The sequence below is a fragment of the Micromonospora sp. WMMD956 genome, assembly GCF_029626125.1.
In the GTDB taxonomy this organism is placed as follows: domain Bacteria; phylum Actinomycetota; class Actinomycetes; order Mycobacteriales; family Micromonosporaceae; genus Micromonospora; species Micromonospora carbonacea.
Window position 1 is genome coordinate 4708940 of sequence record NZ_JARUBI010000005.1, and the last position, 13661, is coordinate 4722600.

General features: G+C 74.2%; 12 protein-coding genes and 1 pseudogene. 5 read left to right on the forward strand and 8 right to left on the reverse strand.

Going from position 1 to position 13661, the window contains the following annotated elements; translation table 11 throughout:
* Positions 1 to 5: 5 nt before the first annotated feature.
* From O7628_RS21325 to O7628_RS21340, 4 genes and pseudogenes are all read right to left on the reverse strand, one after another.
* A complete protein-coding gene (locus O7628_RS21325) occupies positions 6 to 3701 on the reverse strand; it encodes a multicopper oxidase domain-containing protein (protein ID WP_278136373.1) in 3696 nt (1231 codons plus the stop codon).
* 309 nt (positions 3702 to 4010) lie between these two features.
* Positions 4011 to 4856 (reverse strand): annotated as a pseudogene (locus O7628_RS21330) (zinc finger domain-containing protein); the annotation flags it as partial.
* Positions 4857 to 4919: 63 nt separating this feature from the next.
* Positions 4920 to 5162 (reverse strand): CPCC family cysteine-rich protein, encoded by a 243-nt coding sequence (locus tag O7628_RS21335; RefSeq protein WP_091277528.1) that lies wholly within the window; start codon positions 5160 to 5162, stop codon positions 4920 to 4922.
* 113 nt (positions 5163 to 5275) lie between these two features.
* A complete protein-coding gene (locus tag O7628_RS21340) occupies positions 5276 to 6058 on the reverse strand; it encodes an SAM-dependent chlorinase/fluorinase (RefSeq protein ID WP_278133073.1) in 783 nt (260 codons plus the stop codon).
* Positions 6059 to 6149: 91 nt separating this feature from the next.
* Between O7628_RS21340 and O7628_RS21345 the strand changes: the two genes are divergently transcribed.
* Positions 6150 to 6683, forward strand: a complete 534-nt coding sequence (locus O7628_RS21345; RefSeq protein ID WP_278133074.1) for an alpha/beta hydrolase — start codon at positions 6150 to 6152, stop codon at positions 6681 to 6683.
* 135 nt (positions 6684 to 6818) lie between these two features.
* On the opposite strand, the gene O7628_RS21350 is transcribed toward O7628_RS21345, so the two are convergent.
* The gene (locus tag O7628_RS21350) at positions 6819 to 7139 is read right to left on the reverse strand and encodes a hypothetical protein (protein WP_091277398.1); all 321 of its coding nucleotides are present in this window, start codon (positions 7137 to 7139) and stop codon (positions 6819 to 6821) included.
* Between the two features lie 683 nt (positions 7140 to 7822).
* Between O7628_RS21350 and O7628_RS21355 the strand changes: the two genes are divergently transcribed.
* Complete coding sequence (locus O7628_RS21355; RefSeq protein ID WP_278133075.1) at positions 7823 to 9034, forward strand: helix-turn-helix transcriptional regulator; 1212 nt, start codon at positions 7823 to 7825, stop codon at positions 9032 to 9034.
* Here O7628_RS21355 and O7628_RS21360 read toward each other — a convergent pair.
* Positions 8931 to 9980, reverse strand: a complete 1050-nt coding sequence (locus O7628_RS21360) for a hypothetical protein (protein WP_278133077.1) — start codon at positions 9978 to 9980, stop codon at positions 8931 to 8933. The two genes, O7628_RS21355 and O7628_RS21360, sit on opposite strands and share 104 nt — an antisense overlap.
* Positions 9981 to 10480: 500 nt before the next feature.
* Between O7628_RS21360 and O7628_RS21365 the strand changes: the two genes are divergently transcribed.
* From O7628_RS21365 to O7628_RS21375, 3 genes are all read left to right on the forward strand, one after another.
* A complete protein-coding gene (locus O7628_RS21365) occupies positions 10481 to 10651 on the forward strand; it encodes a hypothetical protein (protein ID WP_278133079.1) in 171 nt (56 codons plus the stop codon).
* On the forward strand, positions 10641 to 11840 hold the full coding sequence (locus O7628_RS21370) for a helix-turn-helix domain-containing protein (RefSeq protein WP_278133081.1): 1200 nt from the start codon (positions 10641 to 10643) through the stop codon (positions 11838 to 11840). Before O7628_RS21365 ends, O7628_RS21370 begins: the two co-directional genes overlap by 11 nt.
* 241 nt (positions 11841 to 12081) lie before the next feature.
* Positions 12082 to 12822 (forward strand): SHOCT domain-containing protein, encoded by a 741-nt coding sequence (locus O7628_RS21375; protein WP_278133083.1) that lies wholly within the window; start codon positions 12082 to 12084, stop codon positions 12820 to 12822.
* Here O7628_RS21375 and O7628_RS21380 read toward each other — a convergent pair.
* Together O7628_RS21380 and O7628_RS21385 are read right to left on the reverse strand one after the other, a co-directional pair.
* Complete coding sequence (locus O7628_RS21380; protein ID WP_278133085.1) at positions 12797 to 13222, reverse strand: hypothetical protein; 426 nt, start codon at positions 13220 to 13222, stop codon at positions 12797 to 12799. The two genes, O7628_RS21375 and O7628_RS21380, sit on opposite strands and share 26 nt — an antisense overlap.
* A complete protein-coding gene (locus O7628_RS21385; RefSeq protein ID WP_278133087.1) occupies positions 13219 to 13569 on the reverse strand; it encodes a hypothetical protein in 351 nt (116 codons plus the stop codon). The genes O7628_RS21380 and O7628_RS21385 overlap by 4 nt, the downstream gene beginning before the upstream one ends.
* Between the last annotated feature and the right edge of the window lie 92 nt (positions 13570 to 13661).

A 13661-nucleotide genomic window follows, 5' to 3' on the forward strand; every position in this document is an offset into this window, starting at 1 on the left:
CCGACTCAGTCGGGGGTGGTCACCGCGACCGCCGGGGTGAACGGGGAGCTGCCGACGACGTTGCCGGCCCGCACCCGGTAGTGGTAGGTCACGCCCCGGGCCAGGCCCGTGTTGACGAACGCCCGCCCGTGCACCGTGAACGCGGCGACCTCCCGCTCGAACGCCGGGTCGACCGCCCGCTGCACCAGGAAACCGGCCCCCGGCCCGCCCGGCGGGTCCGCCGCCCAGGTCAGGGTCACCGTCGCGGTGTCCGGGCCGGGGGCGCCCACGACGGCGGTCAGCCCGGTCGGCGGGGCCGGCCGGGGCGGGCTGGTGACGGCGGCGACCGTCGACCACGGCGAGGCGACCCCCAGGTACGTGGTGCGCACCCGGTAGTAGTAGGTGGTCTCCGGGGCCACGACGGCGTCGACGTGCTGCTCCTGCACCCCGATGGCCGTGGTGGCGGGGCCGCTGGTGAACGTCGGGTTGGTGGCCCGCTGCACGTCGACGCCGGTGGCGAAGGAGCGGTTCGCCCAGCGCAGCGCCACCCGCAGCGGGGCGGCCGGCGGGATCACCGCGGCCAGCCCGCTCGGCGCGGCGAGGCGTACCGACGCCGGGACGCCGTTGGACCAGGCGGAGCAGCTCACCTCGTTCTCCGCCCGGATCCGGTAGTGGTAGGTGACGCCGGGGGTGACCGTGGAGTCGGTGTAGCGGGTCGCGGCGGCGGCCACGGTGATCGCGGTGACCCCCTCGGTGAACGCGACGTCGGTGGCCCGCTGGAGCAGGTGGCTGCTGGCCGGGGGTCGGCTGCCGTTGCCGGTCCAGGTCAGCGCGATCGCCGGCAGCACGGTCGCCGAGCCGGGCACCGGCGTGGCGGTCAGCCCGGTCGGGGCGAGCGGGGCGACCCGCAGCACCAGCGGGCGGCTCATGCCCTGGTCGCGGTGACCGGCGAGCTGGCTGTGCCAGCGGTACTCCCAGCCCAGGTTGACCAGCTGGTTGACCACCGCCGCCGGCCGCCCGTCGACGGGGCTGACCGCCGTGGAGCCGATCCGGGCGCCGGCCGGGCGGGTCGGGTCGAGCAGCCGTACGCTGTCGCCGATCTTGAACGGCAGGGCGGGGGCGACCGGCCGCAGCGCCACGATCACGTCCTCGCGGGGGTTGACCCGCACCGTCTCCTTCCAGCCCAGCTCGTTGGGCTCGGGCGGGCGGACCGCCCCGTCCCAGCCGACCCGGTTGACCAGCTGCACGTCGCAGCCGCCGACGTGCACCGGGTGGGTCTGCGGGGCGTTGCCGACGATCCGCCAGAGCTGGGTGCCGTCGGCGGGCGCGCCGACCTGCACCGTCGGGTCGGCGATCACCAGCGTCTCGGTGGCCGGGTCGACCGGCCCGAGCGGCAGGGTGGCCGGGCCCAGCGGCCCGGCGTGCGGGTGGGCCACCCCGAGCCGGCCGGCGACCCGCCCGTACGCCGGGTCGAAGACGTGCTGCACCGCCTTCACCGTCAGCGGCAGCGTCACCGGCGCGGCGGCCCCGACCGGGGTGAAGCTGACCGCGATGGCGTGCGCCGTGCCGACCGTCTCCCGGGCCGTGCGGGTGCCGAACGCGCGGTCGTACGCCGGTTGCGGCACGATCGGCGGGCGCTGGCTCGCGGCGTACGCGGCGGGCAGCCGCCCGGCCAGCCGGTCGAGGTCGTACGGCTCGGCCGGCTCGCCGGCCACCCGGAACTGGAGCAGGGTGCGGGTGTTCGGCCCGTACCCGGGCAGGGTGCCGGGGACGCCGCCGACGGCGGTGCGGTCCGGGGCGCCCGTGTGGTGGTCGTTACGGGGGTCGAAGCGGGGCAGCGGGGCCGGGCAGTCGTTGTAGAGGATCAGGACGGCCCCGGGCGGGACGGCCGAGAAGTCGACGACGACGTCGGCCCGCTCCCCGGGGGCGAGCAGCAGGGTGTGCCCGTCGACGTTGAGCACCGTCGGGTCCTGCCGGTCGTACCGGTAGCCGACCGGCCGGTTCGGCAGCACCGCCGGGGCCGGCAGCAGGCCGCACTCGTTGCCGACCTGGATCATCGCCGGCCCGGCGGCAGCCGGGTCGGGCACCCCGCCGTCGCGCCCGTCGACGGGCCAGTGCGGCGGGCGGCCGGGCGCGCGGGCGGCCTCCACCATCGGCACCTCGCCCGCGTCGGCGTCGAGCAGCCCGCCGTCCGCGTCCCACATCGGCCCGTCGGAGCGGGCCCGGTAGAGCTGGAGGTTGAGGGAGCGGTCCGCGCAGGCGTTGAGGATCCGGAACCGGTACGCCTTCGGCGCGACCGTCAGGTACGGGTACGCGACGCCGTTGACCAGCGGGGTGTCCCCGTACGCCTCGGGCACCGCCGACGGGTGTGGCACGCCCGGGGCCAGCGGCGGCTCGTCGGGGTCGGCGACGGGATCGTGGTGCGGGTTCGGCACGGGCCCGCCCGTGGCCCCCGGCGCGGTCGACGGGGCGGCGTCGTCGGGCCCGGGCCGGCCCGGCGGCGCGTCGGCCGGGGGCGCGGGGCGGGTCCACGGGCCGTAGTCCCAGCGGCCGGTCGGGTTCGTCCCCGACGGGCGGGACGGGTGCTGCCGGGGCTGGTAGACGTGCGGATGCCAGAGGCTGCCCCGGGCCCCCCAGCGGTCCCGGTCCCACGTCGGGTCCTGGCCGGCGAGCTGCGTGTCGTCGGGCACGAACGTGCGGTCGGTGACCACCAGCGGGAGCTGCTCGGCGGGCAGCACCCCGTCGGCGACGAGGCCCTCCTCGGCCTCGTCGGTGAGCAGATAGAGCGCGAGCTGCCCGGAGCAGACGGTGAGCCGGGACAGGCCGAGGGTGTTGTCGTGCAGCCACATGAGCCGGCCGCTCTGCTCGTTGGGGTAGTAGAGCGTGGTCGCCCCCGGGCCGGGTGGCGGCATGTCCGGCACGTGGGTCAACCCCACCCCCGTCGGGTACGGGGTGATCTCCCCGGCCGGCGTCACCCACTGCCACGGGTTGCCGGCGCTGATCCAGCCGGTCTGCCCGCCGTACAGGTGCGGCACCGCCCGGTTCTGCGGGTAGGGCGCCGGACCGTCCAGTGGGCCCGGCCCGGCCCCGTCCAGCGTCGCGTCGACGGGCAGGAACAGCTCCCCGGCCCGGCCGGTGGGCAACTGGTTGATGAACTTGATCCGCACCGGCCGGCCGCGCCGGGCCACGATCACCGGACCGCACAGGTACGGCCGGTCGGGCGGGGCCACCGTGTTGTGCCCGGTGCCGTCGGTGCCGAGGTTGAGCTGCCGGTAGCCGCGCAGCCGGGTGGCGGGCAGGTCGCGGTGCAGGCGCTGCGCGTACTCCTGGAGGCCGATCTCGTAGTAGTCGCAGCCCGGCCAGGTGATGGTGTCCGGCACGGCGACCGGCAGCCACCCGCCCAGCTCGGTGCGGCCCCCCTCGCCGGGGCGGGGCAGCGCGTCGACGAACTTGCGCAGGCCCGTGCCGGCGGCGGCCCCGCCGCGTTCGTCCGGCGCGGGGACCGGCACCGGCAGCGGGCTGGCGGCGAAGTTGGGCACCGGGCCGAAGCAGCGCGGGACGGCCGCCGGGTCGAGGCTGGCCGGCGCCACCTCCTCGGCTTCGGCCACGTCGGGCTCGGTCGCCTCGGCGGTCCGGGCCGCCGGCACGGTCGGCCCCGGCTCCGCGCCGGTACGCGGGGGCCGGTCGACGAAGTTGGAGCGCAGTCTGCGGAACAGCACGATGGCTCTCCCCGGATCGGTCGTGGCGTGGCGGCCGCCACCCCCTCGGGGCGGCCGCACCCGCCTGTTGACGGTCGGTGAGCACTCAACCGCAGCATGCGACGTCGGAGGGTCGGTGCGGAACTACCCAATCGTCCCTATCTGCTCCACGTCCCGGCGGCTGGGACGGCGTGTCGCCGCAGGTCAGGGTGTTGGCGCGGGCGGCTCGACCCCTGTCCCGGCCCGTGTCCCGGTCGGCGGCGCGGGCCGCCCGGGCGGCTCGGCCCTTGTTCCGGTCGGCGGCGGCGCGGGCCGCCCGGGCCCTGTCCCGACCCCCGGCTCCGGCTGGCAGGCCGGGCACCAGTAGGTGACCCGCTCGCCCAGCTCCTCCCTGCGGATCGCCGTGCCGCAGCGGCGGCACGGCTGGGCGCGCCGGCCGTACACGTAGCTCGTCTCGCCCCGGCGCAGCGACCCGGTGGTGCTCTGCGTCCACCGCCCCCGGTTGGCGGCCAGCAGCCGCTGGGCGAGCGCCACCGTGCCGGCCAGGTCGGGCACCGCGCCGACCGGCGTCCACGGCGACAGCCCGCGCAGGAACAGCACCTCGCACTTGTAGAGGTTGCCCACCCCGGCCAGGTTGCGCTGGTCGAGCAGCGCCTCGCCGATCGTCGCCTCCGGCGCGGCGGCGAGCCGGCGGACCGCCTCGGCCGGGTCCCAGTCCGCGCCGAGCAGGTCCGGCCCGAGGTGGCCGACGAGGGCGTCCTCCTCGGTGGTCGGCACCAGCGCCAGCTCGTGCAGGTGGTAGCCCACGGCGACCGCGTCGGGGGCGCGCAGCACCACCCGGATCAGGTGCGCGGGCCGGCCCGTCCAGCGTTCCCCCGGCGCGTACGCCCGCCACGCCCCGTCCATCCGCAGGTGCGAGTGCAGCGTCCAGCCGGTGACCCCACCCGGCCCGCGCGTCGCCGACCGCCCGGCGGGGCCGGAGCCGGGGTCGACCGGCACCGGGGCGGCGAGCCGCAGCAGCAGGTGCTTGCCCCGGCTCGCCGACTCGCGCACCGTCCAGCCGGCCAGGTCGGTGCCCGCCAGCCGGGGCACCCGGAAGTCGGATGCGGTCAGCCGCGCACCGTCGAGCGCCCGCCCCAGCACGCGGGCGGTGTTCCAGACGGTGTCGCCTTCGGGCATGCCGCCATTGTCCCCGCCGGGGCGGTGTTCACCCTGGCCGGGGCGGTGTGGGCACCCCGAGGGTCAGGGGCGCTCCTCCGGGCGGGCCGGGCGCACCATGTCCTGGTAGCGGGGGTGGCTGGCGCCGTAGACGGCGAAGTTGAGCCGGGCGAGGGTCAGGCTCAGGTCGCCGTTGGGGCCGCCCCGGACCACGTCCGCGTCGGCGTCGCTCTGACCGTCGTCGGTCCAGAAGCAGACCGGGCACGTGCCGCCCCCGGTCAGCGAGGCGCAACAGGGACATGCCGAAGGAACCCACTGAACACCCACCGGGAGAGCATTCCACAACCGACGATCCGGTATCACTCCGACGGTGGGCCGATTTCACGTTCCGGCGACGTCCTTGTCGGCGGTCACGCCTCAGCCTTCCTCGGCGGTGACGGTCAGCCTTCCTCGGCGGTGACGGTCACCAGGTCGCCGGGTGCGACGCCCAGCACGTCGGCGGCCCGGCCGCCGTTGACGGCGGCGGCGACCAGGCCGGCCGAGTCGACGTACGCGACCAGCGCGCCGGGCGGGGCGTCGCCGAACGTGCGCCCGTGGGCCGCCACCCGACCGGCCACCCGCAGCCGGGCCGGCAGCGGGGCGAGCCGGTCGCCCGGCGCGGCGAGCTGCACGTTGCCGAAGTGGTCCACGGTCAGCACCTCGGCGGCGAACCCGCCCGGCTCGGCCCGCAGCACCGGCTCGGGCAGCCGGACCAGGCCCGCCGGGTCGACCGCCGGCCCCGCGTCGGCCAGCGGCGCGCCCGCCGCCAGCCGGGCGGCCACCGGGGCGAAGACGTCCCGGCCGTGGAAGGTGCGCGACACCTCGGGTGCCAGCCACTGCGGGTTGGTCAGCTCCACGGCGGCCGTCACCCCGCCGAGCGCGGCGGCGGCGTCCGGCAGCAGCCCGTTGTCCGGCCCGACCAGCGTCCCGCCCGGCGTGGCCAGGGCCACCCCGCGCCGCGCGGTGCCCACCCCCGGGTCGACCACCGCGACGTGCACCCCCACCGGCAGGTACGGCACCGTCTGGGCGAGCACGGCCGCGCCCCGCCGCACGTCGGCCGGCGGGACGAGGTGGGTCACGTCGATCACCCGGACGGCCGGAGCGAGCCGGGCGATCACCCCGTGGCAGGCGGCCACGAACCCGTCGGCCAGGCCGTAGTCGGTGGTCAACGAGATCCACGCCATCGACATCCTCCTTCGTGCTCGCTCGTGCTTCGTGCTCGCGCTGCTCGTGTGGGGCGGTGCGGCTCCCGGCTCGACGCTAGCCTCCCGAGGCATGACGCGCGTGCTGCTGGTGCCCGGCCGCAACGACCCCCTGCCCGAGCACTGGCAGGAGTGGCTGGCCGGCCGTGACCCCGCGCGTTGCTGGGTCCGGCACGCCACCCGGGGCCGGTACGTGGCCGACGAGCGCGTCGCCGCCGTCGCCGCCGCCCTCGACGGGGTCACCGAGCCGACGGTGCTGGTGGCGCACAGCGCCGGCTGCCTCACCGTCGCCTTGTGGGCGGCGTCCGCCGGGCCGGGCCCGGTGCGGGGCGCGCTGCTGGTCACCCCGCCCGACATCGTCGAGCCGTGGACGGACGGGACGTCGGTGCTGCCGGCCCTGCCCGACGACCCGCTGCCGTTCCCGTCGATCCTGGCGGCCAGCCGCACCGACCCGGTGATGACGTACGACCGGGCGGCGCACCGGGCCGAGTGCTGGGGAGCCGAGCTGGTCGACCTCGGCGACGCCGGGCACCTGACGACGGCCGACGGCTACGGCCCGTGGCCCCTCGCGGAGCACCTCATCGCCCGCCTGGCCCCCCGTCGGTAGGGGACCGGTAGACCTTGGAAGCTGGTGGCCCCTCCAGGGGCCGGGATCTTCCAAGATCTCGGATGCTCGCTCGCTTCGGCCCGCGCACGACGAAGCCCCGCCTCGGGCTGAGGGGGGCTTCGGGTCAACGCTCGGTCAGGCCGTCTGTAGCTCGCGAACGTGTTGGTGGCTGGGCGCGAACCGGGGCCAGTCTGCGGTGTTGCACCCGGCTGCGTGCAGGGCCGTACGCAGGTCCATCATGAAACCCGCCCCTGCGATGTTGAAGTCGGCGGCCTCGACGGTGGTCTCGAACTCCGCGTACCGGTCGGGCAGCCTCGCGGCGAGGTCGACGTCCTCCCGGCCGATGGCGTTCAGTTGCTCCATCACCTCGTCCAGGAACGCCTCGAACTGCTCGTCGGTGCCGTCCGGGTCGGCGAAGAAGGTCATTTCGGCAGCGAGACGGATCTCGGTCTTCATCTGTCCTCCCAGCAAGTCACCCGGTGCAGCTGCGCCCGCATGTTGCGCAGGTAGTTCGGGTTGGATGGCGTGGTCGACATGGTCTTGATGCACCTGCACGAGTTTGGGCACTTCAGCTTGTAGTGCTTGTTCCCCCGCCCGTGACGGTCCAACCGGCTCGTTCCGCCTCTCTCAGCAAGTCCTCGTATGCGCCACCCTTAGCGTGACGGGGTCGTGTCACTGGGTGAACGCCCTCCGTGCTGCAATGGTGGCATGGTCGGTGCGCCGATGGATCCACCATCCGGCCAAGTCACCCTCGGTGCGGCTTCGTCGAATAGGCGTTCGACCAGGGAGTTCGCCTGCCTGGGTGGGTGTGTGCATGGATGGAGTCCTTTCGGGCTGCGTCCTTCGGGCGCGTGCCCACCAAGTTGCGACCTTGCTTTTCGTGTCTGAGTGATTGCCGAATGTGAGAAGGGCCCATCGTCGAGCCGTAGGGGCGTGGCCGCAACATCCGCCTCCGCCTGGCGGTTGTCGGCCATCCGACTCCAGAGTTCGATTCACGCCATAAGTCAAGTCATATCGGGCAAATGCCCGAGCGGTGACTTCAATGCTGCTGGCTGCCGCAAGGGTGACGAGCTCCCACGCTCATGAGTACCGTGGGATGGCGACCCCGGGTGGGTGGCGCGTCACGCGGGGAGGTCGGGATGGACGCCATGCCGGAGCTGACCTTCGGGCAGCGGCTGAAGCTCTACCGCGAACAGGCGGGCAAGACCCGCGCGGTGCTCGGCGGGTTGGTGGGCCGCAGCGCCGAGTGGGTGAAGGCAGTGGAGAACGACCGCATCCTGCCGCCACGCGTGCACATGCTGGATCGGATCGCCCGCGCCCTGAAGGTCGACGTTTCCGCCCTGGTCGGGGAGCTGAGTGACCGGTCCGCCGTCGTCAACGGGCCGGAGCATCCCGCGCTCGCCTCGGTGCGCGACGCCGTCAACCACGTCGCCATGCCCGGCACTGCGGCCGCGCCGCCGTTGGCGCAGCTCAGCGACCGTCTTGCCGCAGCCTGGCGGGCCCGCCACGAGTCCTCGGACCACCGGACGGTGCTGGCAGCCGTGCTGCCGAACCTGGTCCGGGACGCGCAACTCGCCGCGCTGACGTACGAGGGGGCCGATCGCCGCCGGGCGCACGCGCTGCTGGCCGAAACCCTCGGGCTGGCCCAGATGTACCTCGCCTACCAACCTGCCGCCGAGCTGATCTGGCGCGTCGCCGACCGGTCGATGATGGCGGCGCAGGAGTCCGGCGACCCGGAGGCGGTGGCCCGGGCGGGCTGGTTCCTGTGCCAACTCCACCGGGACTCGGGCGACTGGGACACCGCCACGACGGTGGCGCTGGAGCTGATCTCGGCACTGGAGGCACGAGCGGCCGACGCGAGCCCGAACCTGCTCGCCCTCTGGGGCGCTCTGCACTTCGAGGCCGCCTACGTGGCCGCGCGGGCGGGGGAGGAGGGCCGCGCCTGGCGGTACTGGGATCTCGCCGACGAGGTGTCCCGGCGGCTGCCGAAGGGCTTCTACCAGCAGCAGACGTCGTTCTCCCGGATCATCATGGCCGCGCACGCGGTGACCCTCGCCGTCGAGTTGCAGAAGCCCGGTGAAGCGCTGCGACAGGCCAACCGTCTCGATCCGGCCGCCGTCCCGTCGCGGCCACGCCGCGCCCGGCACCTGATCGAGGTGGCTCGCGCACACCGCGCCAAGAGCGACACCGGGTCCACCGTGGAGGCTCTTCGCCAGGCGTACGACGCGGCACCGGAGACGATCCGCTTCAACGGCTACGCCCGTCAGGCCACCCTCGACCTGCTGGACGGGCCCAGGTCGGCGCGAAACGGCGTACATGATCTCGCGCTGAAGGTAGGCCTCGCCTCCTGACAGGGGTGTGCAAGTCGGCTTCGGTTAGCGCGGCCAGAGCCTTGTCACGCTGGCCGCTGCTGGCGTAGGCGCGGGCGGCCACGGCGGTGGCGAGGGTGGCCGCCGCAGTGGTGCCTCTGCCGGCGATCTGCCGGGCCTGCTCGGCGAGGTTTGCGGCTGTTCGCGGCGCGCCGAAGTTGAGGGGCACCATGGCTTCCCGGGCCAGCACCCAGGCGTGGAGCGTCCGATCGCCGGACTCCTCGGCGGCGCGGGCGGCGGTGCGGAACCAGGCGTGCGCTTCGCATCGGTTGCCGAGGTCGTGCAGCACGACGGCAGCCATTCCGGCGACCATTCCGGCGAGATGTGCGAGCCTGACCCGACCCGACGCGCGTTGCGGTCGGCGTAGCAAGGGGGTGATCTCGCTGAATTCCGCGACGAGGTTGGCGAGTACGTCGACGGGCGGACGCCCCCGGTAGCCATAGCTGTGTTGCTCGGCGGCCGACTCGATGTGAGCGATGTCGACCGTGTCCGTAGTGGTCAGCGCCCTGTCGCCGCCCTGCCGAGCCTCAGCGATGTGCATCAGCGAGGTGCTGGTCAAGCCGGCGGCGAGCGCGCCCCGCAGGAGTTGACGGCGCTTCATGAGATCGTCTCCTGTGTTGCTCGGCGGATGAGATGCAGCCTGCTTCTCCCAGCATCGCGCGGCGAGACCGACCATCCCACCCGGAATGTGCAACCCGTCCGCGATCCGCTCGACGGTGTCGATGCTCGTGACGGTGGCGCTGCCACGTGCGATGAGGCTGACCCGCTCCGTCTTCATCTCGCACGCTGCGGCGATCGCGTTGTAGCTCAGCCCGGCCGCCTTCGCCGCAGCAAAGACAGGGGTGAAGTCACGTTTGGCGAGCGCATGGATGATCTGCGGGAGTTCGAGCAGGTGCCGGGGAAACACGCGGCCTGGTCGTGTGTCCACGTGGCTCCCCCCACCGGGAGGCTGTTGGGCGGTCACGGTATCGCGTTCACGTCCACCACCGAGCCCCGTGAGGGGACCCAACGGTGGGGTTACCGCGACGAGCTGCAATCGACTGAAGTATCGGTGTGACTACGTTGAGCGATGACGTCGACGATAGCCCAGCTTTAGGGCGATCGGTTCCGCGCCGTATCTCTGTCATGGCATTGATTCGGGGGCATCTGGTGATGCCGGCCGCCCGGTCGTTGTCCGTGTGGGAGGTACGCGCGTGACGCCTGTCCCGTACGAGGAGCACCTGATCGCGGTCGCTCTCACCCTGGTCGGCAGGCATCGGCCGGTGTGGTCCTGGTGGAGGCGGCGACGGGTCTGCCGCTGTGGGGCCGAACTGCCCTGCCGTGTCCGGCACCGCATTCCAGCCGGCCACGATCACTGGCTGGGCCCGCCGGCATCGGGCCTTCCCATGAACACCCCGCCGCACCCCGACCGAAGGCGGAGTGAGCGCAATGGCATCTGATCGCGGTGATGAGTCGACGTCCAGCCGGGGCGAGCGGATGGAGGAGGCGGAGCGGGAGGCGGCCCGGCAGCGCATTCTCGCGCAGGCCGAGGCGGAGCGGATACCGGTGGAGGAGACGACGCGGGCGGTGCCGGATCGGCGGTGGCGTCGTGGCCGGTGACGAACTGCCGGCGGGTCGTCGGGTGGCGCAGTGGCGGGTGCGGCGTGGGATGACGCAGCAGATGCTGGCCGACCGGTTGGGCAGGTCGAAGAGCTGGGTGGACAAGGTCGAACGGGGCGTCCGCGCCCTGGACAAGGTGTCCACCTTCCGGGACATCGCCGTCGTCCTGCGCATCAACGCTTCGGTGCTGCTGGGCCGTGACGTGCAGCCGGCCGAGGTGACCGAACGCGTCGAGGGCGTCGAGCGGATCCGGGCGGCCCTGTCGACGTACGACATGGCTCTTGGCACGTCGGCGGCCCGGAGCGACGTGTTGCCGGCGGACCGGTTGGCCCGGGACGTCGCGCACGCGTGGGTCACGTTCCAGCATGCTCGGTATCCGCAGGTGCTCGCGCTGGTGCCGGGTCTGCTGGCGGCGGCGCAGCGCGCCCACGCCGACGATCCCGAGCAGGGGCGGGCGGCGCTGGTGGAGGCGTACCGGGTGACCGCGTCGCTGCTGGTGAAGCTCGACGAGGGCGAGCTGGCGTGGCTGGCCGCCGACCGGGCGGTGGCCGCCGCAGCCGGCGATCCGGTGCTGGTGGCCGCCGCCTGCGTGCAGCTCGGCCAGGCGCTGCGGGCGACGGGGCGGGCGCGGGAGGCGAGGTCGGTGGCGTTGGCCGCCGCGTACCGGATCGCCCCGGCCGACCCCGACGACGGCGTCCCGGCGGAGCTGTCGTTGTGCGGAACGCTGCTCGTGCAGGCCGCCCTCGCGGCTGCCCGCGACGGAGACCACCGGTCGGTGGCCGACCTGCTCGACGAGGCCGGTGACCTGGCGGCGCGGGTGGGCGACGGCCACGAGCATCATGCGACGGCGTTCGGCCCGACGGTGGTCGACCTGGCTCGCGCCGCCGCAGCCGTCGAGCTGGGCGCGGCCCGCGACGCGGTCGCCTGGCACGAGAGGGCGGTCAGGCGGAACGCCTGGCGGTGGCTGCCGCCCGAGCACCGCGCCGCGCACCTGCTCGATGCCGCGCGGGCGTACCTGCGCACCGACGACCCACGCGCAGCCGGCCGGGCGCTGCTCGACGCCGAACGCACCGCCCCGGCCGAGCTGCGTCACCGCCCCGCCGCCCGGCAGGTGATCGCCCAGGCGACCCGCGCTCCGCACGCCCCGGCCACCCTCGTCCAGCTCGCGCTCGCCCTCGGCCTGCCCTGACGGCGACGTTGCGTTCCGGGCCCGCCGCTGTTGACCTGAAGTCCGGTACAGAGGGGTTCGTCTCCCTGTTCCGCGAGGACGCCGTCTGGACCACGGCGGCCGGCAGACTCCTCGTCGGCCGGGCCGCCGGCGCGGGGCCGGTGCCGCTCGACGTCGGCTTCCGGACAGGACGCCGCCGCCGTGCCGCCGTCCTTGACGGGGCTTGCGATCATCGAGCCTCGACCGTCCCGGGGAGCGCAGAATGAAGGCCTCAGCACGTGAGATCGTGAGCCTGGTCGTCGGGCTGACCGGCATCGTGCTGCTGGGCATCGGGCTGGATCATGTGCTCGACATCGGCAGCTGTTCCACGGGCGGCTCCTACGTGGTCGCCAACCCGTGCCCCGAGGGCTCGGCGGTCTGGTTCTGGGTGCCGATGGCCGGTGCGGTCATGTGGATCGTGGGTCTCGTCGGAGGCGGGCGGAGCTTCACCGAGCCGGGCTCCGGGCAGATCCTGTGGACCGTCGGCTTCGCCGGAGGCGGCGCGGCCATGCTGGTAAAGGTGCTCACGCAGCCGACCATGCCGCCGGACGCGAAGCTGGGCGCGTCCATCGTGGCCGCGATATCCATCCCGATGGGCCTGATCGTCGGGGTCGTCGGTCTCGTGCAGCTCGTCCGAAGGCGGCGCGGAGGCGGCACCGGGTCCCGCCGGACGAACACCGGCGACCTGCGGCATCGGGACGGGCAGCCGGCTGCCGGGCCCGATGCCTGGTCGCGGATGAAGGCCCTGAACGAGCTGCGGAGCACCGGGGCGCTGACGCGGGAGGAGTTCGTCGCGCTCAGAGCCGACCTGGCCGACTCTGCTGCGGGCCGCCGCCGGGTGCCGGCGATCGACCGCGTCGCCCTGATCCGGCGGTACGCCGACCAGCGGGCCTCGGGCGCGCTGAGCACGGCGGAGTTCGAGGCCAAAAAGCGCGGCCTCATGCCGGGTGAGCGGGTCGACTGATCGCGGCGTCGAGGCCGTCGCCGGCCGGGACATGCGGGACGACGACGCTGGGCGGCGCGCCCACGGGCGGCGTCCAGCTGAACAACGGCCCCGTGGCCAGGCTCCCCGCCATCGCCACCACCAGGTAGATCAGCACCACGCCCGCAGGGGACCAGGCGAAGTGGCACGTCCAGTATGCGTCGCGGGCGAGCCGCGCCAGCAGCGCCCCGACCACCGGAAGCACCAGGTTGAGCACCAGCGCCGTGGTCAGGAGGGTCTCCGTGGTCGCGCCGAACGCCCGCGCCGCCGCGTGGGTCGGCACGTAGGGCGAGGACACCCGGCGGACCAGCCCGACGACGAACAGGAACGGCACGCCATAGAGCCAGGCGAAGAAGAGCGCGCCGAGCCCGACGCGCCTCACCGGGCGGCCTGCCAGAATCCGCCGGCCAGCACGGCGAGCCCGGCGGTGATCGACGCCGCCAGGGTGCCGGCGAGGGCGGGGGAGGGGATCCGGCGCGCGAGCGGCGCGGTGATCGCCAGCGTGGTGAGCAGCATGGCCGCGAGAACCGGCGCGCCGATGATCGCCGCCAGCAGGAACTCCTCCTGCGGCTTCAGGCAGTCGAACGCCGCGGAGCAGTCCCGGTTCGGGTTCGTCGGCACGCCTGCGCGTCCGACGAAGATCGCGGCGAGCACGGTGGCGTACCAGCCGAATGCGACGAGGAGGCTCAACCCGAACGAGCCCCGGCGCGGCGCTTCCGCATCATTCATGTACGTGACGTTGCCAGGGCGGTGCCGCCTGGCCCATCCGCATCCATACTCATTCCGGATACCCCGACCCGGCGACGGCCGCCCTTCCGCGT

Coding starts and splice junctions, on each gene's coding strand:
- O7628_RS21375 (WP_278133083.1), top strand. CDS start 12,082: ATGAAGGCCTCAGCACGTGAGATCGTGAGCCTGGTCGTCGGGCTGACC.
- O7628_RS21340 (WP_278133073.1), bottom strand. CDS start 6,058: ATGGCGTGGATCTCGTTGACCACCGACTACGGCCTGGCCGACGGGTTC.
- O7628_RS21345 (WP_278133074.1), top strand. CDS start 6,150: ATGACGCGCGTGCTGCTGGTGCCCGGCCGCAACGACCCCCTGCCCGAG.
- O7628_RS21350 (WP_091277398.1), bottom strand. CDS start 7,139: ATGAAGACCGAGATCCGTCTCGCTGCCGAAATGACCTTCTTCGCCGAC.
- O7628_RS21385 (WP_278133087.1), bottom strand. CDS start 13,569: ATGAATGATGCGGAAGCGCCGCGCCGGGGCTCGTTCGGGTTGAGCCTC.
- O7628_RS21355 (WP_278133075.1), top strand. CDS start 7,823: ATGGACGCCATGCCGGAGCTGACCTTCGGGCAGCGGCTGAAGCTCTAC.
- O7628_RS21365 (WP_278133079.1), top strand. CDS start 10,481: ATGGCATCTGATCGCGGTGATGAGTCGACGTCCAGCCGGGGCGAGCGG.